This is a genomic window from Microcoleus sp. S13_B4 (assembly GCF_036700885.1).
Taxonomy (GTDB): domain Bacteria; phylum Cyanobacteriota; class Cyanobacteriia; order Cyanobacteriales; family Microcoleaceae; genus Microcoleus.
In genome coordinates this window covers 1-25,676 of sequence record NZ_JAUBPU010000059.1, presented here as the reverse complement: position 1 = coordinate 25,676, position 25,676 = coordinate 1, and the positions used below count along the sequence as shown (strand labels likewise).

Sequence of the window (25,676 nt, the reverse complement as noted above, 5' to 3'; positions counted from 1 at the left end):
GATCCACTACATACCAAACCACTCAAATTTTTATCGCCCAACCACGTCGGTACATTCCATACAAAATTAACCACCAAAATAATACCGCAGTCACGGCAAACGCTAGGGAACCATTGAGCGGCCCCGCCCACGGTACAAACCAGTTTTCATAAATCCAAGTGTAGGTAGTTGAAACATTTTCACCGCTGCCGATATGGGTTTTCAACAGGATTCTGGCAACTATACCGGAAGCAACAAACAGGAAAATTGCATTCACTCCCATGATTTCAAACGGCTTCCCCCATTTCCAACCTCGCACTTCAATTGTTTCGTAGCAAGCTGCTAGCAATAGCAACGCCCAACCAGCCGTAAAAACTACATAGGAACTCGTCCAAAGTTGTTTGTTGATCGGAAATGAAAATCCCCACAAGTGGCCGATTACCACGCAACTGAGGCCGCAGATTGCTAAGTTAATACTGGTGCGGGTTTTGATTGGTTCTAGTCGCAGCCACTCTCCTGTAAAGTAGCCGATCAGGACTGTTACAACTGCGGGTAAGGTACTCAACAATCCTTCGGGGTCGAAGGGGCCGCCTTTGTACAGGTGTTGGCTACCGAGAATTAGCCGATCGACATATCCTCCTAAATTTCCTTCTGGCGTGAGTTCCCCGGCAGTGTACCCCCCTACAGGCACTACGGTTAAGGCAGCCCAATAGCCCAAAAGCACAGCAACAGCGAGCAGCTTTTGATTGCGGGGGGAAAGGTTGAGAATGGCGATCGCACTGATGAAATAAGCTAAGCCGATGCGCTGCAATACTCCCATGATGCGGATTTTACCGAAGTTTTCTACGGGGGCGCTGTTGAGAAGTACGTCAAGGGCGATCGAAGATGTATTTAGCAGCAATCCTAATATAAATAGAATCGCGGCGCGGCGCGCAATTCGCCAGTAAATATTTGAAGAAGGAAGAAGGAAGAAGGAAGAAGGAAGAGGGTTTTTAGCAGATTCTGATTTTTCCTTTGTTTGTGTAATTTTTGAGGTTTCTATTGGGGTTTTTGGATAATTTTGAATATATTTAGACAGCGAGAAAGACATCGCGCAGCCAACGATGAACAAGAAAAACGGAAATACTAAGTCTGTCGGGGTGCAGCCGTGCCATTCTGCGTGGTCTAGCGGTGGATATACCTGTTCCCAACTACCGGGGTTGTTGACTAGAATCATCGAGGCGATCGCAATTCCGCGAAAAACATCAAGGGATTTTAAGCGCATAAATTAAGTTATTTGTTCACTGTTCACTGTTCACTGTTCACTGTTCACTATCTTAGCGGATGCCCATTTCCTAATTCTTTTCGGCCCCATGCCCTATGCCCCATGCCCCATGCCCTATGCCCCATGCCCTATGCCCCATGCCCTATGCCCCATTCCCAATTCCCCATTCCCCACTACCTATATCTCTATTCCTTCCAGAGTCATAATGACTGCATTCTTCATCAACATATCGCAGCGTTCTGCATAAAAAGATGCTGCCTTATCATACTTATTAATTTGCAAAACGCGCAGAAACATTTGTCGTGCTTGCGCGAATTGCTGCTGGTAGTGAAAAAAAATTCCCTGTTCAAAATAAGTTTGAGTTTGTGCTTTTAGTTCGATCATTGTCGGCGAGTCGCCATCGTAAATTTCAAATACAGCAACAGGTGTTTGTTTTCCTTTTACTTGAACGCGATCGAGAAACCGGCACTTGTAATGTTGAGGATCGTCTATCCGGCAAAGGGTTTGGACACTAGCTACAATAGCCACCCCATAAAGCTTTGTCAATCCTTCCACCCGGGAAGCTAAATTTACGGCATCAGAAATCACCGTACTTTCCATTCGTTCCGCTTCGCCAATCGTACCTAACATTAGAGTCCCCGTATGCAAACCAATCCCTATCGAAATAGGTTGATAGCCACTGTTTTGCCTGTGTCTGTTATAAATTTTCACTTGCTGCTGCATCTCAATTGCTGCTTGCACAGCATCTTCAGCCCTGTTAGGAAACAAAGCCATAATCCCGTCACCAATATATTTATCTATAAAACCGTTGTACTCGCGGATAACTGGGCCAACTCGGCTTAAATAAGAGTTAAGAAATTCAAAGTTTTCTCGGGGAGACATACTCTCGGACAGACTTGTAAATGAGCGAATGTCGGCAAACATAATCGTCATTTCTGCTTGTACAGCGTCTCCTAGTCTCGCATCAACGATGCTTTCTCTTTTGAGAAATTTCAAAAATTCACGGGGTACAAAACGGGCTGATGCAGCGGCTATTTTTTCGAGTTCACTTTTGCTGGATTCGATTTGATTGAGTGATCTAAATGCTCTCAGGGCGGTGACTACTGTGGTAAATAATTTTTTGTTAGTAAGTTCTGTTTTGGTTTTGTAATCATTGATATCGTAGCTGACAATTACTACATCTTCTGGTATTTGCCCGGGCTGTCCAGTCCGTAAAATAATCCGCACTACTTGATTATTTAAAATATCGCGGATGTATTTAACTACTTCCAAGCCTGCTTCTTCTGTTTCCATAACTACATCGAGTAAAATCAATGCTATGTCGTAGTTATTTTGGATTATTTCTTTAGCTTCTTTTCCTGAGTAAGCGCTGATAAATGTTATACTTTTTCCTTCAAATTTAAAATCATTTAACGCTAACTTAGTAATATTGTGAATTTCTATTTCATCATCCACAATTAATATTTTCCAACTTTCTTCTAGCGGTTTTTGTTCAGCCTCATCTTCCTCGGCAAATATTAATTCATCGTCGCCCTCGGCGATTAATTCATCATCGCCTGCAGCCAACAGGTTTTTACTAGCTTCTGACATATATCGTTCTCCTATATAAAACTTATATCCATGTTGGCGGTCTAATAACTAACTGCTCATGTTAGCGGGAAATTCAATCATAAATTTTGTGCCTTTTTTTACTTGACTTGTGCAGCTAATTGTGCCTTTTAGTTTTTGAGTAACAAGGTTATAAATAATGTGTAGTCCCAATCCCGTGCCTCCCTGACCTCTTTTGGTGGTAAAAAACGGTTCAAAAATTTTACTGAGATTTTCAGGCGTAATACCTTTGCCGTTATCGGCATATTCAAATATTAGCCGATCACCCTCTAGTTTGAAATCAAAAGCCAGAACTCCTTCGTCCTCTCCATCGTAGGCGTGAATTAGGGAATTCAACACCAGATTTGTCACAATTTGACACACTACGCCCGGGTAACTGTCCACTACAATATTTTCATCACACTTAATCTCTATTTTGTGCTTAGTTCTTTTTAGTTTTGCTGTTAAGGATGTCAAAATTTCCTCTAGATAGTTTTTAACATTAAACGTGCGTTTTAACTCGCTCGACTGATCCACAGCTACTTCTTTAAAACTGTGAATTAAGTCTGCGGCCCGCGTGAGGTTAGATAAGATCATATTACTGCTTTGCATGGCGGTATCCAGAAACTTTTCTAACTCGGAACGTTTTATTTGGCCGTTACTGTAAACCTCAAAAAACTTTGTGGCTTTTTCAGCAAGCAAGGAGGCGGCGGTGATGCCGATGCCGATGGGAGTATTGATTTCGTGGGCAACCCCTGCAACCAACCCTCCGAGGGCAGCCATTTTTTCCGATTCTACCAGTTTATTTTGAGCAGATTTTAAGTCTTCTAAAGTTTGGGAGAGTTCCGAGGTACGCTGCTGTACTAAATTTTCGAGATTGTGATTGAATTGGTGCAAGTTGTCGTAAAGTTGGGCGTTTTCGATGGAGATAGAAATTTGAGAAGACAGCAGTTTTAATATTTCTAACCTGTCTTGTGTAAAAGCGCCTGTAGTCAGGTTATTTTCTAAATATAGAATGCCAGTGAGTTGGCCTTGATTAATTAACGGAGTGCAAAGAATTGATTTAGGTTGAACGGCCATTATATAGGGTGTGTGAGTAAATTGTCCTTCGCTGCTGGCATCGTTTAAAACTATACTTTCCTTGGTGCGGGCGACGTAATTCACAACTGCAACTGCCAGTAAAGTTACTTGTTGATCGTCGGCAACAAAATCTATCGGAATTGATTGCATGACAGCAACGCGATCGACATCTACAGATCCTGATGCTTCAATTACCCATTCACCGTCTTTGTCTAGTATTAAAAATCCTCTTTGCCCCCCGGCATTTTCAATAACAATTTTCATCATTTTTGCCAGCAGTTTGTCTAGAAGTATTTCGCCGGCTAAGGTTTGCGATGCTTTAACTGCTGTGGTCAAGTCTAGCACGCCTGCACTGTCGCTCGTAGTGGAAGCGCTGCTGGTAGATTTGTGAGTTTCAATATTAGTTGAAATCGAGCCTGAAGTTAGCAAGTGCGAGTATTTCGATTCTAAATGTGCTGCTTTGGCTGTTGCTCCCCAGCGCTGATAGCAATAACGCGCTTCTGTCAAGTAAGTTTTAGAATTTTTTTCTCGTCCTATGGATAGATAAAATGCTCCTGCCAATTCTGCTGCTAGTGCTTGTACTTGTATGTATCCGTTTTCTTGGGCTCCTTCAAGTGCGCGATCGTAATATTCCATTGCTCTCACCACATTGCCCAAAACGCGCGCTTTCTCAGCCGTAAGTAAGTCGCATTTGTGCTGAAGATTCATGGGCGCAGAAAGCGCTTTTTGTTGCAGTTTTTTCCGGTTACTGACAGCGTAAAAAATATGCTCTTCTTGTTCCTCTTGTGTTGCCGATGGATAGGCTGCTAGGCGGGCTAGAGAATCGTAAAACTGGTACTCCGAAACATTAATGAAGCCTGCAACTCCGTCTAAATAAACTTCGGCTTGCGCTGCATTTTCTAGCGCTCCTTGGGCATCTCCAAATAAATAAGCTAGTATTAGTTTTTGCACATAAAAGTGCTGGAGCCCCACTCGATCGTTAGCTTTCAACAGCAGCGCCAACAATTTTTCTTCGCTGTAAGCTTCACCTAATACAAGGTCTGAGATTTCCCATTTTCCCATCAATTGCAAAACAGTTTGCCGATATATTTGATTCCAAATCAATACAGTTTCTTGCTTAAGTTGAAACAGCAAGTGGTTGTAACTTACCATTCTCCTTTCTAGTTGTGGCAATTCTTGACCGATGAAATACAAAGACTGACAAATATTTACGGCAGCAGATCCGACACATTCTAAATCTCCATTTTCTAGGGCGCTTTTATAGGCGTCCTCTAACAGCGGCAAAGAGTCTTTAACGTGATGCTTGCCGTTCATCAAAATGAATGCTACTAAATTAAGCGTTTTGCTTTTGAATTCTAACGCATTTAATCTATCGCTCAAATTTAAAGCTAATTGACCGAAGCGATCGCCCGATTCAATATCTCTAACTATTCCTTTTAAAATTGCTCCGTAATTAGCATAACCGAAGGCAGAAAAAGCAGAATTTCCGTGGTTTATAGATAAATTAACTTGCTCGCACACAATCAGCGGCAGCAGCACAGGTTCAACTATAAATGTAGCTGAAAACATACTGGAAAGCACGCGCATAGTTGCTAATTTGTGCGGATTGGTCATGAGTGGCAAGTTAATTAAATCTTCGATCTTTTTATCTGTTAAATAAGCGGCGGTTTTAGTCAGTGCTTGCTGAATGTGGAGGGGAATAGGCGATTCGGGAAAGTTAATTCCTAACATTTGTAGTGCTTCGCGACCAATTTTTACCGATTCTTGGAGTTTGGTTTGCATCGCACAAGCTATGATTCTGATTTCAAAAACTTTGATTTTGTCTAGTTCATTTTTTGCGTGTTGCAGAACAATTTCAGCCCATTTTTCCATTGGTTCAAAGTCGGTATTGAGGTAAGCAGCTTCTGCTGCTGACTCGTACAGTGCAAGAGTCAAGTCGTAGTCAGTTTGCCAACTTGCGGGGGGAAGCAGTTCAATACCTGCGGTTAAATACTTAAGGGCGAGTTCGTAAGCTGCACTTGCTTTTGCTTTGCGACCTGCCATTAAATTTAATTGGCATAATTGAAATTTTTCTAATTTGCTGCTGATGATGGTTTTGGCTAAATTTAGTTGGTTTACGGTATCAAAAATATGCTCTTCTAATTGCTCGGGCGGGGCGTTTTGTAGCAGAATTTGACCTATTTTAATATGGGTTTCTTGTTTCTGATAATCGGATATTAAAGCATAAGCTGCTTGCTGCACTCGCTCATGCAAAAATTTGTAAGTTGCCCTAGGAACATCAGCCACGGGTAGAGACAAGTCATCGGTAAAGTCTCTAGATATTGTGTCTGTTATTTCTGTGCTTGCTGCTAGTGTGATCGGAATTTTGTAGGCGTTATTCACGAGTAAAATCAGACCGGACTGAAGTGCCTCACCGAGGTCTGTTGCTGCGGACGCCAGAGGTTTTTCGGCTATTGTAGAGAGAATTTCTAAATCAAATCTGTTGCCGATACAAGCGGCTAATTTGAGCAGTGCCTGCGTATTCTCTGAAAGTTTCTGAATGTTATCTATCATTAATTCTACAACATTGTCAGTTATTCCCATTTCTTGTATTTGTTCGATATCCCACTGCCACTCACCTGTGATATTGCCTTTTTTCACAATTTGCTCTGAGATTGGTTGCGCTAAGCCCGATCGGTTAGGTTCAGCTAGCTCTACCACATTATTCGATGGTGAAAGCTTAAATTGAATCAAATTTTTTGAGTAAATAAATTTTATTAATTGAGTTAAAAAGAATGGATTTCCAGCGGTTTTTCGCAAAAGTAATTCTGCTAAACTTAGGGATTTTTCTGGGGCGCAGTTCAAAGTATCGGCGACAAATTGGTTGACGCTGCTTATATCTAAAGGCGAAAGGGCGATCGCACTTACAGTGCCGCCTGCTTTTTTAATTGCTTCGGCGGTCAGCATTACAGGATGATTTGCATTTACTTCCTGCTCTCTATAAGCTCCAATTATTAATAAATATTGAGTTTCTAGGTCGGTTGCTAGCAGTTCTATTAACTTGAGAGATGCTGAATCGACCCATTGCAAGTCGTCGAGGAAAATTACTAAGGGGTGTTCTTTTTGAGCAAAGACGCGGATGAAGTTTTGAAATACTAAATTAAAACGATTTTGAGATTCATTTGCTCCTAAATCTGGGACGGGGGGCTGTGGCCCAACAATCTGTTCTAATTCGGGAATGGCTTCAATAATTACTTGGCAGTTGCCGCCGAGTGCTTTTAAAATTTTTTGTTTCCAAACATTGATTTCTGCGGCATTTTCTGTGAAAATTTGTCGCAACAAATCTTGAAAAGCTTGGAGCAAAAAAGCGTAGGGAATATCGTGCTTGAATTGCTCAAATTTGCTGTCAATAAAATACCCGTTTTTCCGCCGAATCGGCTTGTAAACTTCATATACTAACGAAGATTTTCCCACACCTGCACCACCAGAAATTAGCACGATCTCTGTATTACCTCGCCTCATCCGCTGGAAGATACTAAGAAGCATATTAACTTCTGCTTCTCGCCCGTAAAATTTTTGGGAAATTTGCAGGTGACTTGACTGATCTTGTTCGCCGAGGGTTATATGAGAAATTTCGCCTGTTGTTTGCAGTTGATCGAGACAATTTTCCAAGTCATACAAAAGTCCCAAAGCACTTTGATACCTGTCTTCTGCCGTTTTTGCTAAGAGTTTTATGACGATATCGGAAATGACTTGAGGAATCTCCTTGGTTCCTACTTGATTGATTCTGCCTTCGAGGCTTCTGCTTTCTACTTTCTGCTTTCTGTTTTCACAAGGAGAAACTGGCGGTTTGGCAATATGGCAGTGTACTAATTCCATGGGATCGATCGCCTGAAAAGGCAATTCGCCACAAAGCATTTCATAAAAGGTGACGCCTAAAGAATAAAAATCGGTGCGGTAGTCGATCGCCCGATTCATGCGTCCCGTTTGTTCAGGAGACATATAGGCGAGAGTGCCTTCGAGTAAATGGGGATGGCTGGGGGTGGGGTTGTCGCCCGGTAGTAGGGAGGCGATCGCAAAATCAGCAATCTTGACATCTCCTGTCTCGATATTGACAATAATATTGCTTGGTTTAATATCTTTGTGGATGATGTGGTGTTCGTGGAGTTGCCCAATAGTTTCTGCTAGTTTGATGGCAATATGCAGAAATTGTTGTAACTCTAGCTGGTTGTTGCTGAGAAAGTCTTTTAGGGAAATCCCACCAAAATCTTCTAAAACTAAAACAGGAAAGTGATTGTAGGTTTCTATTTTGTAAAGCTTGACTATTCCGGGCAAACTCAAATTTTTAAGAATTTCGGATTCGTGCAGGAGTTGGGATATTTGCGCTGGGGTAGGGTATGGCGACGTGAGAGTTTTGAGGATAACGGTTTTTTGTTCCTCAAGCTGCATCCCTCGATAAATAACTGTGTGAGGGTTTGTATAAAGTTCTTCGTCAATGCGGTATCCAGGGATAGAAATCATGATAGTGGGGGGTAATTTGAAAGATCCGGTTATACAATTTTAAATTTTAGATTTGGAATGATTGATGACATAAGGTTTGGGATCTGACCTACAGTTGCATTCTTTTTTGCCACAAGTATTATTAAGTAAGTGGAAATACACATCACCGAGCGAGTGCGGTTTTTACGGCAGTAAACTGGCTACTATTATATAGCTGAGCTAAAACCCTCCCTAAAGAGTTCTCCTAGATACTTTTTTTGTCGCTTATTTAGTTATCTATATTTTAGTCTTCAAAAAATCAGAAGTTGCCTTTTGCTATCCCGCCAGTGCCAAAATAAACGGGTGCGTGCAAATCAACAGCTAAAATCTAAAAAAATCATGCAGAATATAACTGCCTCCAATCCAGCTAATGCGACCGATCGCGCTTTTGGCACCGCAGACATTCAATTGCTGGTAGTGGATATAGACGGCACGATCGCAGGTTTGTCAAATACCATCCGAGAACCAGTCAAGCAGGCAATTTTGGCTGCCGAGTCGCGGGGAGTGAAAGTGGCAGTCGCTACGGGCAGGATGTACCGATCGGCTTTGCGTTTTCACCGCGACATCGGCTCAACATTGCCACTGATTTGCTACCAGGGCGCCTGGATTCAAGATCACGCTACTCAAAAACGGCTGCGGCACTTGCCGCTGTCGAAACAAACTGCTCTGCAACTGTTAGATTATTTTGAAGAACCGCATTTGCGACCGCTGCTTTCGATCCATTTCTACATTGACGACCAACTTTACGTGCCAGAAATTACCGCAGCTACCCGAATCTATGCCCAACGATCGGGCATTGAACCAATTGTGATTAAAGATTTGCGGCGAGATCTTCCGGGGGAACCGACGAAAGTTTTGGCATTGTGCGAGAATCCGGGGGTACTCGACGGCTTGCTCAGCAGTATGCGGCAGCGCTACACGCCTGCGGAGCTTTATTTGACTCGATCGGTTGCTACTTTTTTTGAAGCTACGCATCCTTTGGCAAATAAGGGAGATGCGGTGCAGTATTTAGCGGAGGAACTTTTGGGTTTGCAGGCGGCGAACGTGATGGCGATCGGCGACAATTTTAATGATGTAGAAATGATTACCTACGCGGGCGTGGGCGTGGCGATGGGCAATGCTCCTGATGGCGTGAAGGCTGCTGCTGATTGGGTGGCACCGGATGTGGAGGAAGACGGGGTGGCGGCTGCGATCGAACAATTTGTTTTGGGCGATCGTTGATATTTTTACACCCACACCGCAGGGGCGGGTTTAGCGACATTTGGAAAAAATGTATATCAACCCGCCCCGACCCAGCGACAATTTATTATTATATAACTCTCTAGTTTTGAGTTCTATGCAATCAAATTTTGATTATAAAAAAAATCCACAATTTGTGATTTTTTGAGATTAAGTCCAGTCAATTACTTTGTTTGCAACATCCGAATATTTATTTAACGAACCGCGAAGACGCTAAGAACGCGTTCGGCGAAGCCGTTCCCGAAGGGTAGGAAGATATGAAGAAAGCGTGGCGGGCTTACAGATCTTCTCGATGTGAATTATAGATAATTTAAAACTCTTAAAAACGGGTTTCAACAGAAAAAGCACCGACGACTGGCCGTGTTTCGTCTCGGTGCTTCTTCTGGTTCGCTCCTCACACGTCCATCAATATAGCTGACTCAGTAAATTGTGTCAATACTTTTTACAAAAATTGTTTTGTGAGTCGGCTGCTGCTGGGGTGCTGGTGCGGTGGAGCGAGGCTGAACCTTTGTAATGCAGGGGTTTTTGTCGATCGCCCAAGGGTTGCCTTGAGCAGAAAAATTTTACTTCAATTCCACCAGCCAGTCCAAAATCAGAGCGTTGACTTCACTTGGCCGCTCGTCGTGGGGACAGTGGCCTGTGTTGGGAATTGACACAAATTTCACTGGTTTACCGTTGGCGGCCAATTGTTGATAAATCTGGCTGCCGGCGATTGGCGTCCAGGGGTCGTCTGCGCCCCAAAGTACCAATAACGGACGATCGACTTTGGGCAGCAGTTCTGAGGGTTGAGGGCCTGGAGGGGCTGTGAGAATCGAGGCAAAAACTTGTTGAGCTCCGGGCTCACAGGAGGGGGCGTGCAGGAGTTCTACGAGTTCGTCAGTGATGGCTTCGCGGTTCCCGTAGACTTGGCGCAGGGTGTTGCGGATGCGGTGTTTTTGGCGGATGTTGTTGAAGACAAAGGGGCCGATCAGGGGCGATCGAACTAATTTAGTAAAAGTCCCCATCACGACTCGCAGCGGAAAATTTAGTTCGTCCGGTCGGTGGTTGAGTCCGCCAGCACAGTTGATTAAGACACCGCCGGCTGATATTTCTGGATGGTTGGCGACTACCATCAAACTCAGCAAAGCGCCGATCGAATTCCCCACAAATACCGCCGGTTCCTGTACCAGATCCGCCCAGAAATCTGTCAGCAATTCTTCCCACAATTCCAGAGTGTAATCGAGGGCAGGTTTGGCGGAAGCGCCGAATCCCAGTAAGTCCAGAGCAAATACACGATAGCCGCCGGCCGCGAGTGCGGGGATATTTTGTCGCCAATGTCCGATCGAAGCCCCAAATCCGTGAATCAAAATCAGAGGGCGGCCGGTTCCTTGAACGGTATATTGGATTTTGTGACCTTTCCAAGTCCAAATTAGCTTTTCAAAACTCGTTGCAGATACTAATTGTTGTGCAGTCACGGCTATTATGTAAAGTTTCGTTAACTACTTTCATCATAGCAGCACCATCTCTTTAGGAGCTGGCTAGAAGCAATGCCGCACAAAAACATTATTCCCAATGCCCTGTTTGGCCAATGCCCGATGCCCGATGCCCAATTCCCAATTCCCCATTCCCATTTTTACTTTTTTCCTAGCAACCAATAAGTCATCATATCCCCCTTACCTTTTACCGGGATCACGCCTCGCCTCTCAAACCAATACTTATCTTTCAGAAGCTTATAAGTAACATCAGTAACTTGAATGCTGCCTGCAAAACCCGTAGCTTCCATCCTCGCCGCCACATTCACCGTATCTCCCCATAAATCATACGTAAACTTGCTCACACCAATCACTCCCGCAACCACTGGCCCGGAATTGATGCCAACGCGAATTGCCAGTTTTTCCCCTGTCTCGGCGCACAACTTTGCTATTTTTGCCTGCATTCCCAGGGCCATTTGGGCGATCGCCTCGGCGTGGTCATGTCTCGGCGTAGGCAACCCCCCGACTACCATGTAAGCATCGCCAATAGTCTTAATTTTCTCCACACCGTACTTTTCAGCTAACTGGTCGAAGTGCGAAAAAATTACGTTCAAGCGCTTTACCAACTCGGTGGGAGACATTCTCGCCGATAACTCAGTAAAGCCAACAATATCAGCAAATAAAACACTTACTTGAGCAAAACTGTCGGCGATCGTGCTTTGCTCCGCCTTCAAGCGTTCTGCGATTGGTTTGGGTAAAATATTTAACAGCAACTTCTCGCTTTGTTCTTGTTGAACTTTTAGCGCTTCTTGCGCTAATTTGCGCTCTGTAATGTCAGAAACAGTGCCCTCATAGTAGAGCAGCTCACCTTTTGAATCTCGAACAGCCCGAACATTTTCTGACACCCAAATACGGCGTCCGTCTTTGCGACATACCATAGATTCAAACCCCGAAACGGCATTTTCAGCATCCATAGCAGCCACAAATTCCAGGCGACGTTCTGGGTCAACGTAAAGTTGCTGAGCAATATTTTTAATCTCGGACATCAGTTCTTCTGGCGAGTCGTAACCGTACAATTTTGCCAAAGCTGGATTAGCGCTGAGATAGCCTCCTGAAGGCGTGCTTTGAAAAATTCCTTCCATCGCATTTTCTACAATGCTGTGATATTTTTCTTGAGCAATACGCAGCAATTCTTCTGCTTGTTTACGCTGAATTAAAGAACCTAATTGAGTGCCTACCGCATTAAAAACGTCTATAAATCGTGCGTCTTTCCCACCAGACGAAATTTTAAAGAAAACTAGCACTGCCAATACTTCATCGCCTACCAAAATCGGCACACCAAAACCCGCTTTGAATCCGAGTTCTAGTGCTATTTGACTTCGGAGAAAATGGGGGTATCCGCGGGTAATATCTTCTACCCATTCCGGTTGCTTGGATGCCCAAACTCGTCCCGGTAGCCCTATATTCTGGGCAAATGTCAGTTGTTGGCTTTGGGTACGGAACGATTCCATGCTGGGGTTGCTCGCATACCAGCCCCTGGCTGATTCTAGGACAGTTCTTTCTGCATCGGGAATCCAAGCTTCTCCTACATCCCATCCGATTGTTTCGCCCACTTGGTGCAAAATTACTTCTAAAGCTGAGTGAAAGTCTACAGCTTCGCCGATCGCCCGCGTAGTTTCCAGCAAAAACCGGATTGATTCTTCAGCCCGCTGCCGTTCTGCGATTTCTTCCTGCAATCTAGAATTGCGATCGTGCAGTTCCCTAGCTTGCTGTTGCAGTTTGGATTGCAGCGAACGAAGGGAAAGTTGGTTTTGGACGCGGGCTAAGACTTCTTCGACTTGAAACGGTTTAGTAATATAATCCACTCCTCCTACTTGAAAAGCTTTAACTTTTTCCAGCACGTCATCTAGCGCACTAATAAAAATTACCGGAATATCTTTAGTTTTTTCGCTTAACTTTAACTGCTCACAAACTTCATACCCGTTCATTTGCGGCATATTAATATCTAGTAAAATTAGATCGGGAGGAGATATTTGTGCCCCTTGCAGAGCCAAGTGTCCGTTAATAGCCTTCCTGACATGATACCCGTAAGATGTCAGCATAGTGGATAAAAGTCGCAAATTATCCGGCATATCGTCAACGATCAGAATGTCTTTAGGAGTCGCTGGTAATGGATGGTCGTTCATCATATAATTGAGTTAAATCGATAATGATATCTATCCGAAAATTATCGACTAAATCTGTTAAAGCGTTAGCGAGATTTGCCTCAGTTTCGGGAATTTCCTTGATCAGTTCGAGGATGCGGTTGTCGTCAACACAAAGTGCTGCTCGGTGCAAATCGACCACCCAGTCTGTGGGCATTACACTCAAATCCTCGGTGGTCAAACTTTTAAGCAGCGTCGGTGTTGAAAAAGAAGTAGATAAGTTTTCTTTTTCATAAATATAACGCAGGTTGAGGTGATGCGCTATCTTTTCAAAGAGTACCTCTTCCCGAAACGGTTTACATATCAAATCGTTACAACCAGCAGACAAAATTACTTGCCGCTGCTCGTCAAAAGCACTGGCCGTCAAGGCAATAATTATTGTTTCTCTACCTTCTATAGTTTTTTTGATCTGTCTTGTCGCTTCATACCCATCCATCACGGGCATCAGCATATCCATTAATATCAAGTGTGGCTTCCAAGTTGAATGCCAAGCAATTGCTTCTTGACCGTTAGTTGCTTCCCGGACTTCAAATCCCAGGGGAACCAGCAGCTTAAGCAGCAGTTGGCGATTTTCCGCTACATCTTCAACTATTAATATCCGATAAGTTTCTTGTCCGGCTTCTAAAGCGATAACTTGTTTAATCGGCGATTTTTCTTGTTCATCACTTTCTGTTACTAAGTTAACCCAGATATTAAAGCTGAAAGTTGTGCCTTGGTCGAGTTGACTTTCAACAGCAATATCACCTCCCATAATCCGGACAAACTGTTGGCTGATCGGCAACCCCAGACCAGTTCCCTGCATGGATTTTCGACCAGTTTCGGTTTGCACAAAGGGCTTAAATAATGTGGAAAGTTCCAAGGGAGAAATGCCTGGCCCCGTGTCGGCAATTTCAAAATACAATTGGGATTTGTTTTCTTCTGTCGGGTCTTTTTCCTCGTTGCTGCTGACGCGCAAAGTAACGGTTCCCTGTTGAGTAAATTTAATCGCATTGCCGAGTAGGTTAATTAAAACTTGCCGCAATTTAGCTTCGTCTGTTTGAATGTACTGCGGCAAATCCTCGGCATTTTCAAAAATTAGGTGCAAACCTTTTGAGTTTGCTTTTAGTTGCAGCATTTCTTTGAGACTGTTGAGAAGGTTGTATAGATTGAAGCGGCTTGGATTGATACTAATTTGACCTGCTTCTATTTTGGACATTGACAAAACATCATTGATGAGTTCGAGCAAATGTTCGCCACTGCGGTTAATAATTTCTATGTATTCTTTTTGTTCTTCCGTGATAAAACTGTTGCGGGCCATGACTTGGGAAAAACCGAGAATGGCGTTGAGAGGTGTGCGGAGTTCGTGGCTCATGGAAGCTAGAAATTGGCTTTTGGCGCGGTTGGCAACTTCGGCGTTTTCTTTGGATTTAATCAGTTCCATGGACTGCCTTTGAGTGCGGGCGAACAATTCCGCTTGCTGTAATGCTACTCCTAGCTGAGTACCTACATCAACTGCAACATTGATTTCCGCTTCACTCCACTGGCGGGGAGCAGAATTTTGATAGGATGCTAGTAATCCCCAGAGCTTTTTGCCGGAAAAAATTGGTACAATAATGTAGGATTTAGCTTGAAATTTTTCTAGCAATTGGATGTAACAATTATCGAAACCTTGCTTGTAAATATCTGAGACACAAAGGTAAGTTTTACCTCGGCTGTAGGCTCCGCCTTGGGTTTGTTGCAAATAGGTATCGCGTACTTCTTGTGAGGTGCTATCTAATCTTTTGACAACGCAACGTTCGCTGTCTAAAGCGCCTTCAGTAAGGTGAGAATCCAGCTCCTGTGCTTGGAGGAAAGAAACCCACTTGTGATCACGGGATTCGGCTACAAAATCGCCACTCCAGTCTGGATTGAAACGGTAAATAGCGACTCGATCGCACTTCATGGTTTGGCGCAATTCTCGGGTTGTGGCGTGAAAAATTTCTCGGATATCTAAAGTTTGCCGCATTCTTTCAATGATGCGGGCGATCGCTCTTTGTCGTAAAGCACTTTCTTGCAGTTCGGTTTCTGCCTGCTTGCGTTCGGTAATATCTACAGCCATTAAAGCAATGCCGATCGCTGTACCGTTATCATCAATTAGCTGAGTATTATACCACTCACAGATGATAATTCTGCCGTCTTTGGTCAGATTTTCGGTAGTGCCGCTGGATTTGGCGTTCAAGTCATGATTGAAAATATCAGATAATTGCGGGTGGTAGCTTTCAGGTACGATCAAATCGGAGGCGACTCGACCAATCGCTTCTTGCTCACTGTAGCCAAAAATAGTAACGGCTGCGGGATTCCAAGTGATAATTTCTAAATTGAGGTTTAACTCGATAACTGCGAGCGGCGTTTGCTGCAATAAAAACGAGATTCTGTGCTGCGATGCTAGGAGTTTTTCTTCGGATAATTTGCGGTCTGTGATGTCATTAGCAGTGCCGAGAATTTGTTTGGGTTTACCATCAGTTGTTCTGAGAAATACTGTATCCCAACTGTGCATCCACCGCCATTCACCGTTTTTGTGTTTCATTCGGTATTGACATTCAATGACATCACCATCTTTCGCTCGCTCCACTTTTTTGACGCTTTCCAAAAACTCTGGCAAATCGTCGGGGTTGAGCAGCATTGGCATCATTGTTTTACCCATATCTTGTATTTCTTGGGCGGTATATCCGAGCATCGTTGCAATTTGTCGGTTGCTGTAGACATTCCGCTGTTCAATTACATCGTAAACGTACAATAGGTTGGGATTGGAATCGGCGATCGCTTGAATGAAGTGCTGGCTTTCTCTGAGTGCGGATTCTGTTTGTTTGCGAACGCTAATATCTCGCGCTACGATAATTACTGAATCTGGAGTAAGTGGAGAAACTTTAGCGTCGAGGCAAACTTCGCGCTCTCCGAGTCTAAAGCTATATTCAACATTGATGCTTTGCTTCGTTTTTAGAACTTGTTTGATGGCATTTAATACCAAATCTGCCACAGGTTCCGGCAAGACTTCGTGAGCGGTTTTGTTAATCATTTCGCTTGGAGGTTTCACCAAATTCGTTGATGCTGTCGGGGCAATTTTGATGCAGCGCCCTTCTGCATTTCTGACTAAAACTGTGTCAGTCATGGCAGCAAAAATAGCTCGTAATTCTGTTTCAGATTCTTGCAGAGCTTGCTCGGCGCAGATGCGGGTGCGAATTTCTGCTTGCAGCACTTTATTTTGTCGATCAAGCTGCACAAGCCGGTTTTTTTCTCCCTCGATCAGTTTAGCTTGAGCTAGCGCAATCCCTACTTGAGCAGCCACCGATTCTAACAAGTCGATTTCATCGGATGTCCATTCCCGGTAACGATCGCACTGGTGCAAACAGATAGCGCCGTTTGCCCTGCCTTGGTAGGAAGTGCGAATTGCCAGCATCGATTTCAACCCAACCTTCTGGCAAATCGGTTGAACAGCTTGCAACAGAGGGTCTGAATAAACATTGTTGGAGGCGATCGCCTGATCTTGTATCATCATTTGTACGACGTGAGGATTGCCCCAAATTGGAATGGCTATGTTCCAAATAGATTCGCACTCGGGTTCTAGATACTCGGCCGCCAGAGGAATATCGACTTGGGGGGTAGTAACGTAAGTATGAATCAAACAGCGATTGGCGCAGAATGCCAGACCGATTTGAGTTGCAGCTATTTGAAATATTTGTTCGGGCTGCAAGCTTGAGCGAATTTCTTTAGTTATTTTTGCTATCAGCAATTCTCGCTGAACTTGCCGTTCTAAAGCAGCTTTAGCTCCTGCCATTTCTATTTCTGCTTGCTTGCGCTCGCTGATATCAAAAAGTACGCCATACCACACAATATCGCCATTATCGCGCATTTCGGGGCGAGAATTAGATTGCAGCCATTTGAGTTTACCCGACGGTGTAATAATCCGCCATTCAAAGGCAAAAGGTTCTAAAGTTTGGGCGCTAGTAGCAATTTGTTTTACCAGATATTCGTGGTCATCTGGATGATTTTGATCGAAGCAAAAGTCGGGATTTTTTAAAATTTCCTCACTCTCTAATTCGTAAATTTCCCTACAAGCATAACTAATATATTCAAATTGGAAACTTCCATCTGGCTTCTTGATAAATTGATAAAGAACTCCCGGTATATTGACCGCCAATTTCTGCAACCGCGCTTTGCTTTCCCGGAGTGATTGTTCTGTTCGCTTGCGAAATTCTACCTCTTGTTGCAGTTGGGCATTCTGCTGTCTTAATTGTTTTGATAGCTGTTGTATAGTCAATTGACTTTCGATCCGCACTAAAACTTCTTCCACTTGAAAAGGCTTAGTAATGTAGTCAACACCGCCGACTTCAAAAGCTTTGACTTTGTGAAAAGTTTCATCAAAAACACTCAAGAAAATAACCGGAATTTCCCGCGTTCTTTCGTTGGCTTTCAGTCGGGTACAGACTTCATATCCGTTCATTTTGGGCATGGCACTATCTAGCAAAATCAAGTCGGGGAGAACGGTTAGGTTAGCATTAACCGCCATTTCTCCCGAAATCGCCCGCTGAACTTTATACCCTTCTTTGGTCAATATGTTTGATATAAACCGCAGGTTGTGGGGCTGATCGTCAATAATTAAAATGTGAATATTTTCTTTGTCAAATATCATTTTGTGTTGGATAATTGTGAATTTTTTAGTGCGAGAAGCAGATTGAGGATTTAATAAATTTAGTGAGTCTTTCCCATCATAATTATTTATCAAACCTTTTCAAACTCAGCAAATAGAGGATGAATTTTAGATATTAGCCCATCAACTAACGCAGCTTCTATTTTTTAAACTTATTGGTTGCTTGTCTTAAGGTTTCCCCTCAAATTAACCCTATTTAACCATATCTTATTCCCGAAACCAATCCCCTTATTTGATGTCCAAATTAAGTTTGCATAAAAACAATCCTCGTTTAGGCACTCCAGACCAAAGCAACCGGGTTTTTTAACTTTGTTCAAGGGCTGGAACCAAGTATTTTCGTACAACCCGGTAGATGCGCCCAAAACTGTTTTTTGCTTGACTTTAGCATTAAAAGTCCCAGGAGGATAACGCAAGTTTCTGGATATTATGCTGGCACATTCAAAGGGTTTTAGCAGAGATATACACCTGGACATACCGCGAGGCGAAGAAACCGTTTTTTTTTACTCTTGTCGCTGCAACAAAGTATGGATGTGAAAAACATCGGTTTTGACGCACCCGCCCATCAGTCTTAAGATATTTAATAGGTAACTAAGAGTATATAGCAATCCTCAATCATTTGTTAATTTCTTACTCCCTCCCTGCAGGTTCGGGGGGGGGGTTGGGGTAGGGTAAAAAATTTACGACTCCTGCAAGGATTGCTATAGCTCCATCCACCCGCACCCAAAGCCTACCATATAAACTATTGTCTCGGTCTTTTATCTGCCAGCAATTCCTTAAGTTTAGCAATATTTTCATTGCTGAAACAAATTTTAATTTCTAGTTCTTGGTCAGCCTCCCACAACAGCAGCATATTATCTTCGCCCCAGGCAATTTCGGGATTGTTTAATTCAAGTGTTTGATATTTAACTTCGGGAATTCCTACGCGAATTACCAGTTCCGATTCCAACTGAGGATAGATGTACAATTGCTGTTGCAAGTTATCAAGTTCTAATTTGTCAACAGTGTTGTTACGTTGGACAGGAGAATCGGGTATGTACCAATAGAGAGTTTCGTCGCGAATTTCGGGATTGACTATCACAAATCTTTCGTCAAAACGCTGGGGGTGCCAGTGAATTTCGCTCAGACCGCCGATTTGCGGAATTAGTCGCTCTACCCAGCTAATTTCTTTGCCGTTGAGGTTTCCCCACCACTGACTGATATTATCGAGATTTTCCGCATTTTCGGGGTGAGTGCTGCCGGACTGCCAGACTGTTTTTAGTTGTTGCATATACAGATTCTCCAGCGAATTTAAATTTGAGATTGCAGGCTTTCAATTGGAGATTCATTCGTTATACAATAATTTTAATGGACTTACCAATTATTTACCACGAAGATTACGTTGCACCCCTGCCACCGGATCACCGCTTCCCGATGGCAAAGTTTCGGATGCTTTACCAGATGCTGCTCGCGGACGGGGTAGCAGATAAATCGCAATTTCACGCTCCCGAACTTCCGCCTCAAGAATGGATTGAATTAGTCCACGACCCCTGCTACGTACAAGCTTACTGCAACGGGACCCTCGATGACAAAGCGATTCGGCGAATTGGTCTGCCTTGGAGTCGGGCCCTTGCTAATCGCACTTGCACTGCGGTTGCAGGGACTGTGCTAACTGCCAAGCTCGCTTTAGACTACGGTTTGGCTTGCAATACTGCAGGCGGAACTCATCACGCCTTCCCGGCTTTTGGGTCGGGTTTTTGTATTTTTAATGATTTGGCGATCGCCTCTCGCGTCTTACAAAAAAATGGTTTAGTTCGCAAAGTTTTAATTGTCGATTTAGATGTACACCAAGGAGACGGAACCGCCGTAATATTCCAAGATGACAGTAGCGTTTTTACTTTCTCAATGCACTGCGAAGTCAATTTTCCGGGTACTAAACAAAAGGGCGATTTAGATGTACCTTTGCCTGTGGGTATGGAGGACGACCAATATTTACAAACTTTGGATAAATTTTTACCAGATTTGCTTTCAAATGTCAAGCCAGATTTAGTTTTGTACGATGCTGGAGTAGACCCTCATCACGGTGACAAACTGGGAAAATTAGCTTTAACTGATACGGGGTTATTTCGCCGGGAAATGCAAGTTTTGACGGCGTGTTTGAGGGCAGGCTATCCCGTTGCCTGCGTGATTGGCGGTGGCTATTCCGACGACATGAATGGGTTAGTTTACCGACATTCGCTGCTGCACCGAGCCGCAAGTCAAGCGTACAGGCAGTATCGACTTTGATGCAGAGCGGCGAGATTTAAAATTGACTTCAGTATTGTTTTGCGATATGATTGTGCTTTTAGCGTGTCACTTAATACCACAAACTGGCTAAAGTGGCATTTAAATAGATAGAGCGCCTGCAATCGCAGTGTATTTTATGGAATCTAAGTCGTTAAATACCAGAGAAGATGGGGCAAAAGAACCGACTTTGATGCCGATCGACAAGCGCTACCTGCTCGTCCTCAACATCACATCCTTCTGCGACTCCAAAGGCAGCAGGTATCTCGATTTAATGTGGGCTAAAGACCTAACCCAACACTTCAAGTATTTGAAAAACTTCACGCTAGCATCTCCGTGCGTGCGAGAAACCCCCCCAGAAAATACAATAGAGGTGGATTCGGAAACATCATTTGGTGATGCTAAATTTATTGACCTTCCCTCCGCAAATAGCTTGGCAAAAGCAATATTGCTGCTGCCGGCAACGGTTGCCCAGCTTTGGGGCGCGATCGCATCTTCAGATATCGTACATAGCGGCGTAGCAGGCTGGCCGATTCCGATGGCATGGTTAGTGACGCCAATAGTCCTGATACAGCAGAAACCATACCTGCTCGTAGTCGAGTCCGCACCGTGGCGGCTGCCACCGGGCACCCCTGCCAGCATTAAAGCCAAAATTCAAGCTTACATATACGAAACATTGAATCGCTGGTGCATCAACAGCGCCGACTTGACCATCTTTACACAGGCAGAATACCAGCAGAGTTTATTAACAAAACGACACAAAGAAAGTCACATAATTAATGCTTCGTGGATAGATGAAGCAAATATTATTTCGGAAGCCGACGCGACAAAAATATGGCACGAAAAACTGTCTCCCTCACCCAAACAACTAAAAATTTTATTTGCGGGCAGATTGCATCCCAATAAAGGCTTGTTAGTTCTCCTAGAAGCAATGAAAATCTTGGACGAGCAAAACATTGCCGTCAAGCTGGACATACTAGGTGAAGGCGAACTGTTAAGCAACTGCCAAGCAGCAAGCAAGGCGATGCAAAAATCGGTACAGATCGAACTTTTGGGAACTATTCCTTACGGCAGAGAATTCTTCGGGCGGCTGCAACAATATCATGCTGTTGTGGTTCCCAGCATCTCGGACGAGCAGCCCAGAATCGTATACGATGCTTATTCCCAGGCCGTACCTGTACTGGCAAACAACACAGCCGGACTCCGCGACTGCATCGAAAACGGCATCACAGGCTCGATCGCTAATTGCAATGACCCCGTTGCTTTAGCAAACTTGCTCAAACAGTCGGGAGAAAACTTGAACCTACTTCAAAATATGGGCTTGGCAGCTCTGAACAAGGCTCGCAGCCTGACTCACGAAGAAATGCACCGGCAGCGGTGGCAGCTTTTGTTAATGATGTTGGAGCAATTAAAAAAGTAGGCGATACCTGCACTCCGGGCGATCGCTCCAGCTTGCCAGATGGGTACAACTTGAGCTAAAAAGTGGTTAAACAAACAACGGTACTTATGTCGAAAGCCAGCGAGTCCAATCACCCCTATCCACTGCTGGTTGTCATTGTTAACTACCGAACCTCTAGTTTGACAATTGACTGCTTGCGCTCTCTAGTTAGCGAAGTTCAATCGGTGCCGGGTATGCGAGTTGTAGTTGCCGACAATGCTTCAGGCGATCGCTCCGTCGAAGAAATTAGTAGCGCGATCGCCTCAGAAGGCTGGAATGAATGGGCATCCTTCGTTCCCCTAGACCGCAACGGCGGATTTGCCTTCGGCAACAACGCCCTCATCCGTCCCGCCCTCCAATCCACCGATCCCCCCCCTTACTTCCTGCTTCTCAACCCAGACACCATAGTTCGCCCCGGTGCCCTCAAAGCGCTCGTCGATTTCATGGACTCCCACCCCGAAGCCGGCATCGCCGGCAGCCGCTTGGAAGACCCCGACGGCACCCCCCAGGAGTCAGCTTTTCGGTTTCACAACATCTTGACGGAACTCGATTTCGGTTGGCGGACAGGCTTTATATCCAAGTTATTAGCCAACTGGGCCGCAGCGCCTCCCATTTCCCAAGAAACCTGTCAAACTGATTGGGTAGCTGGAGCCAGCATGATCGTCCGTCGCGAAGTATTTGAAAAAATTGGCTTGATGGATGAAGCTTATTTCATGTACTGCGAAGAAATGGACTTTTGTCTGCAAGCGAACAAAGCTGGCTGGAGTTGCTGGTACGTACCCGAAAGCCACGTTGTCCACTTAGTCGGCCAAAGCTCAGGCGTCACCGACACCAAAGCAGCCCCCAAGCGCCTGCCTCAGTATTGGTTTGATTCCCGGCGACGCTACTTTATCAAGAACTATGGCTTTCTCTATACAGCCTTAACTGATGTATGCTGGGCTTCGGGTTTTGCTGCGTGGAGGGTGCGCCGCGCAGTGCAAGGCAAGCCAGACGGGGACCCGCCCAACTACCTCAAGGATTTCCTGCTCAATAGTGTATTTTTTAAAGGAGGTGAGATTGAAAAATCAAAAAATTATTAAGGGATTTTTGTAAACAAGTCTAAGCTCGCTCAATCGTCGTGTTAATTATAAGCAGTAAAGCATTACCTGATGTAGCAAAACTATTGGTATTTTTCATAAAACCAACTCCGTGCATCCTCCAATAAACACCCAAAAAACAGCCGCTTATTGCCTGGTTCTAGAAACAGATAAAACAAGACAGAGTGTTGAGTAAAGCTTATGGTAACGCCGCCAAACTTAATAACAAGTGAAAATCCAGTAGAAGCTCCTGCACTAGGACTGTGGCAGCAAATTAAAGAAGACTGGATTGCTCACGGTCGAGATTGGACAAAACCGGGATTTCGCGCCGTAGCAGTGCAGCGTTTTGGCGTCTGGAGAATGCAGGTAGAACCGAAATTACTGCGAGCTCCTTTGAGCATTATTTATCGATCGCTCTATCGAAAAGTCCGCAACACCTATGGCATAGATTTGCCTTACACTGTGAAGCTCGGTCGTCGCGTGGTGATTGAACATCAAAACGCTATTATTATTCACGGATATTGTACGATCGGCGACGACTGCATTATCCGCCAAGGCGTAACCCTGGGGAACCGCTATTTGGACAAACCGCTAGAATCTCCTCAATTGGGCGATCGGGTGAACGTCGGCGCTGGTGCAAAAATCCTCGGAAAAGTAAACCTGGGAGACGATGTAAATATCGGGGCAAACGCCGTAGTTTTATTAGACATTCCTGCCGGTCAAACTGCCGTTGGCATTCCCGCCAAAATTATAAAATCCCGTGCTGCCGAAAACAACCCTTAAATCTTTTAATCGGAAAGTGTCCCCGCTTCTGTGTTAAAACAAACAAAGATATCAGGCGTAACTTTCTCTGTTCTCTTAAGCTAGTTAACTGTGGGGAGATTCAAGCAATCTCCATATTCAGGTTAGCGAGTCATCTTAAGCTAAACTGCACAAATAGGCGCAATTGCCTACATCATCAAAAAATTGCACAAACAATGGTTGAGTCAATCACTAAGCCAATCGTTTCTGCTAGAGAAGCAGACTGGAGCAGCGAAAAACTCTGCAAGTGGTGAGAGCCTAGTCGCCAACTGCTCAAATCTATCTGCAACTATCAAAAGTGGCAGCAGCAGAGTGGGATTGGCGGCTATTTTTTATGCCGTTGGAACATCATTCAGTATCGATTAGGGAGCGTTGTAACTGCAACAGACATCCGTTTAAACGGCCAAATACAAGGAGGACTGCTGCTGCCTCATCCTAATGGCATTGTCATTCACCCCAGTGCTTCCATTGGCCCTAACTGTCTGATTCTTCAACAGGTGACAATTGTTGCTGATGTCAAAATCGGAGGTCACGTCGCTATTGGTGCAGGAGCTAATAATTATTCGCTCCGTAACGATCGGCGATCGTGCTTTGATTGATGCCAATGCTGTGGTGATTTGTGACGTGCCACCAGGTGCAACCGCAGTAGGAATACTGGCAAAAATAATCGAAAAAAACCAGCAAGTCTGAAAAATAATTTCTAGAAGTCGCAGAAAAATTATGAAATTAGCTCGACTTTTATTAAAATATAAAAGAAACTGCTCAGTAGTCGAATTTAAGAGGTAAGACTTGAAACAAGTTGGATTAGTGGCGATCGGGCGGAATGAAGGCGCTCGGCTCAGAGCCTGCTTGCTCTCAGCGATCGGCAAAGTAGCTCTGGTGGTTTATGTCGATTCCGGCTCAACAGACGGTAGCGTAGAGTTAGCCCGATCGCTCGGAGCCGATACAGTTGAACTCGACCTATCTATACCGTTTACCGCAGCACGCGCCAGAAATGAAGGCTTTGCCCGCTTGCTGAAACTAGCACCCGACATCGAATTTGTCCAATTTGTAGACGGTGATTGCGAATTAGTTGATGGATGGATCGATCGGGCTTACAGCGAACTCGCAGCCAAACCCGACGTAGCAGCAGTATGCGGGCGCAGGCGCGAACGATACCCCGAAGCAAGCATCTACAACAAATTGTGCGACATCGAGTGGGATACCCCCATCGGCGAAACCAAAGCCTGCGGTGGCGACTCCATGATACGCGCCACAGCATTTCAGCAAGTCGAAGGTTTCAATCCCGCACTAATAGCTGGCGAAGAACCCGAACTGTGCTTGCGGCTGCGCCAAAAAGGTTGGAAAATCCTTCGCTTAGATGCAGAAATGACCCTGCACGACGCGCAAATGACGAGTTTCGCTCAGTGGTGGAAGCGGGCTCAAAGAGCGGGTCACGCCTATGCCGAAGGTTCCTGGATGCACGGCAGCGAACCAGAGCGCCATTGGGTCAAAGAAACCCGCAGCACTTGGTTTTGGGGCTTAGTCTTGCCAGCGCTAGCCTTGGCAATGACATGGCCGACAAAAAGCTGGAGCCTGTTACTATTGAGTGGCTACCCCTTAGCAACCTATCGCACCTATAACTATTATATAAAGCATCGGGATATCACAACTAAAGACGCAGCCATCTACGCTTTGTCATGTGTATTAGCCAAATTTCCGCAGTTACAAGGTCAAATCCAGTTTCACCAGCGCCGATTGCTGGGGCAGCAGAGCAAGCTAATCGAATACAAAACAACCAACTCTATGAATTCAGCAAGCTAGAATTACAGCTAACGTCCCAGAAAGTTCACCCCTGAGTAGCCAATAAATGAGTAATAAAAAATTAAAAGTTTTACTAATTGTAGAGCAGTGCAATCCTGAGTGCAATGGCACTGAAAAAGGCTTAATCACACCCGCAGTTTAGCTTTCAAGACAGAACGAGGTTCCTGCATTCGAGGATATGGTTTCGGCCTGCGTTTCAAAACTCTAGGTTCAGAACGCTCAGGTCGAATCGTGAGTAATACCAATTTTCAAAAATCATGCAACAGTAGCTAGGGCTGACAAAATGTAATCCCATCCAGTTATAGATGCTA

Annotated in this window: 14 protein-coding genes; 7 read left to right on the top strand and 7 right to left on the bottom strand. The window is 44.5% G+C overall.

The genetic code is table 11. The annotated features are described in order from the left end of the window. Positions 1-22: 22 nt before the first annotated feature. From QT994_RS22625 to QT994_RS22615, 3 genes are all read right to left on the bottom strand, one after another. Positions 23-1,243, bottom strand: coding sequence for a heparan-alpha-glucosaminide N-acetyltransferase domain-containing protein (locus tag QT994_RS22625; RefSeq protein WP_333178434.1), 1,221 nt, complete (start codon positions 1,241-1,243; stop codon positions 23-25). Positions 1,244-1,420: 177 nt separating this feature from the next. Continuing rightward, positions 1,421-2,833, bottom strand: a complete 1,413-nt coding sequence (locus QT994_RS22620) for an adenylate/guanylate cyclase domain-containing protein (protein WP_333178431.1) — start codon at positions 2,831-2,833, stop codon at positions 1,421-1,423. 48 nt (positions 2,834-2,881) lie between these two features. After that, on the bottom strand, positions 2,882-8,410 hold the full coding sequence (locus QT994_RS22615) for an ATP-binding sensor histidine kinase (protein ID WP_333178428.1): 5,529 nt from the start codon (positions 8,408-8,410) through the stop codon (positions 2,882-2,884). 357 nt (positions 8,411-8,767) lie between these two features. Between QT994_RS22615 and QT994_RS22610 the strand changes: the two genes are divergently transcribed. Then, complete coding sequence (locus tag QT994_RS22610; protein ID WP_333178425.1) at positions 8,768-9,649, top strand: Cof-type HAD-IIB family hydrolase; 882 nt, start codon at positions 8,768-8,770, stop codon at positions 9,647-9,649. Positions 9,650-10,230: 581 nt separating this feature from the next. Here the strand turns inward: QT994_RS22610 and QT994_RS22605 are convergent. The 4 genes from QT994_RS22605 to QT994_RS22590 form a co-directional block, all read right to left on the bottom strand. Continuing rightward, positions 10,231-11,121 carry an alpha/beta fold hydrolase gene (locus QT994_RS22605; protein WP_333178422.1) on the bottom strand — a complete coding sequence of 297 codons (891 nt, stop codon included), beginning with the start codon at positions 11,119-11,121 and terminating at the stop codon, positions 10,231-10,233. Between the two features lie 158 nt (positions 11,122-11,279). Beyond that, positions 11,280-13,307, bottom strand: a complete 2,028-nt coding sequence (locus QT994_RS22600; protein WP_333178419.1) for an adenylate/guanylate cyclase domain-containing protein — start codon at positions 13,305-13,307, stop codon at positions 11,280-11,282. Continuing rightward, the gene (locus QT994_RS22595; protein ID WP_333178416.1) at positions 13,273-17,970 is read right to left on the bottom strand and encodes a response regulator; all 4,698 of its coding nucleotides are present in this window, start codon (positions 17,968-17,970) and stop codon (positions 13,273-13,275) included. Before QT994_RS22595 ends, QT994_RS22600 begins: the two co-directional genes overlap by 35 nt. 757 nt (positions 17,971-18,727) lie before the next feature. Continuing rightward, positions 18,728-19,255 carry a hypothetical protein gene (locus QT994_RS22590; protein WP_333178413.1) on the bottom strand — a complete coding sequence of 176 codons (528 nt, stop codon included), beginning with the start codon at positions 19,253-19,255 and terminating at the stop codon, positions 18,728-18,730. A gap of 77 nt (positions 19,256-19,332) precedes the next feature. On the opposite strand from QT994_RS22590, the gene QT994_RS22585 reads away from it, so the two are divergent. From QT994_RS22585 to QT994_RS22560, 6 genes are all read left to right on the top strand, one after another. Further along, the gene (locus tag QT994_RS22585) at positions 19,333-20,250 is read left to right on the top strand and encodes a histone deacetylase (protein ID WP_333178411.1); all 918 of its coding nucleotides are present in this window, start codon (positions 19,333-19,335) and stop codon (positions 20,248-20,250) included. Positions 20,251-20,386: 136 nt separating this feature from the next. Then, positions 20,387-21,667 (top strand): glycosyltransferase, encoded by a 1,281-nt coding sequence (locus tag QT994_RS22580; RefSeq protein WP_333178409.1) that lies wholly within the window; start codon positions 20,387-20,389, stop codon positions 21,665-21,667. Positions 21,668-21,753: 86 nt separating this feature from the next. Then, complete coding sequence (locus tag QT994_RS22575; RefSeq protein WP_333178452.1) at positions 21,754-22,764, top strand: glycosyltransferase family 2 protein; 1,011 nt, start codon at positions 21,754-21,756, stop codon at positions 22,762-22,764. 198 nt (positions 22,765-22,962) lie between these two features. Continuing rightward, positions 22,963-23,544 carry a serine acetyltransferase gene (locus QT994_RS22570; RefSeq protein WP_333178406.1) on the top strand — a complete coding sequence of 194 codons (582 nt, stop codon included), beginning with the start codon at positions 22,963-22,965 and terminating at the stop codon, positions 23,542-23,544. A gap of 531 nt (positions 23,545-24,075) precedes the next feature. After that, entirely contained in the window at positions 24,076-24,252 is a 177-nt protein-coding gene (locus tag QT994_RS22565) for a hypothetical protein (protein ID WP_333178403.1), read from the top strand. Positions 24,253-24,351: 99 nt separating this feature from the next. Beyond that, positions 24,352-25,365, top strand: a complete 1,014-nt coding sequence (locus QT994_RS22560) for a glycosyltransferase (RefSeq protein ID WP_333178400.1) — start codon at positions 24,352-24,354, stop codon at positions 25,363-25,365. Positions 25,366-25,676 lie beyond the last annotated feature (311 nt).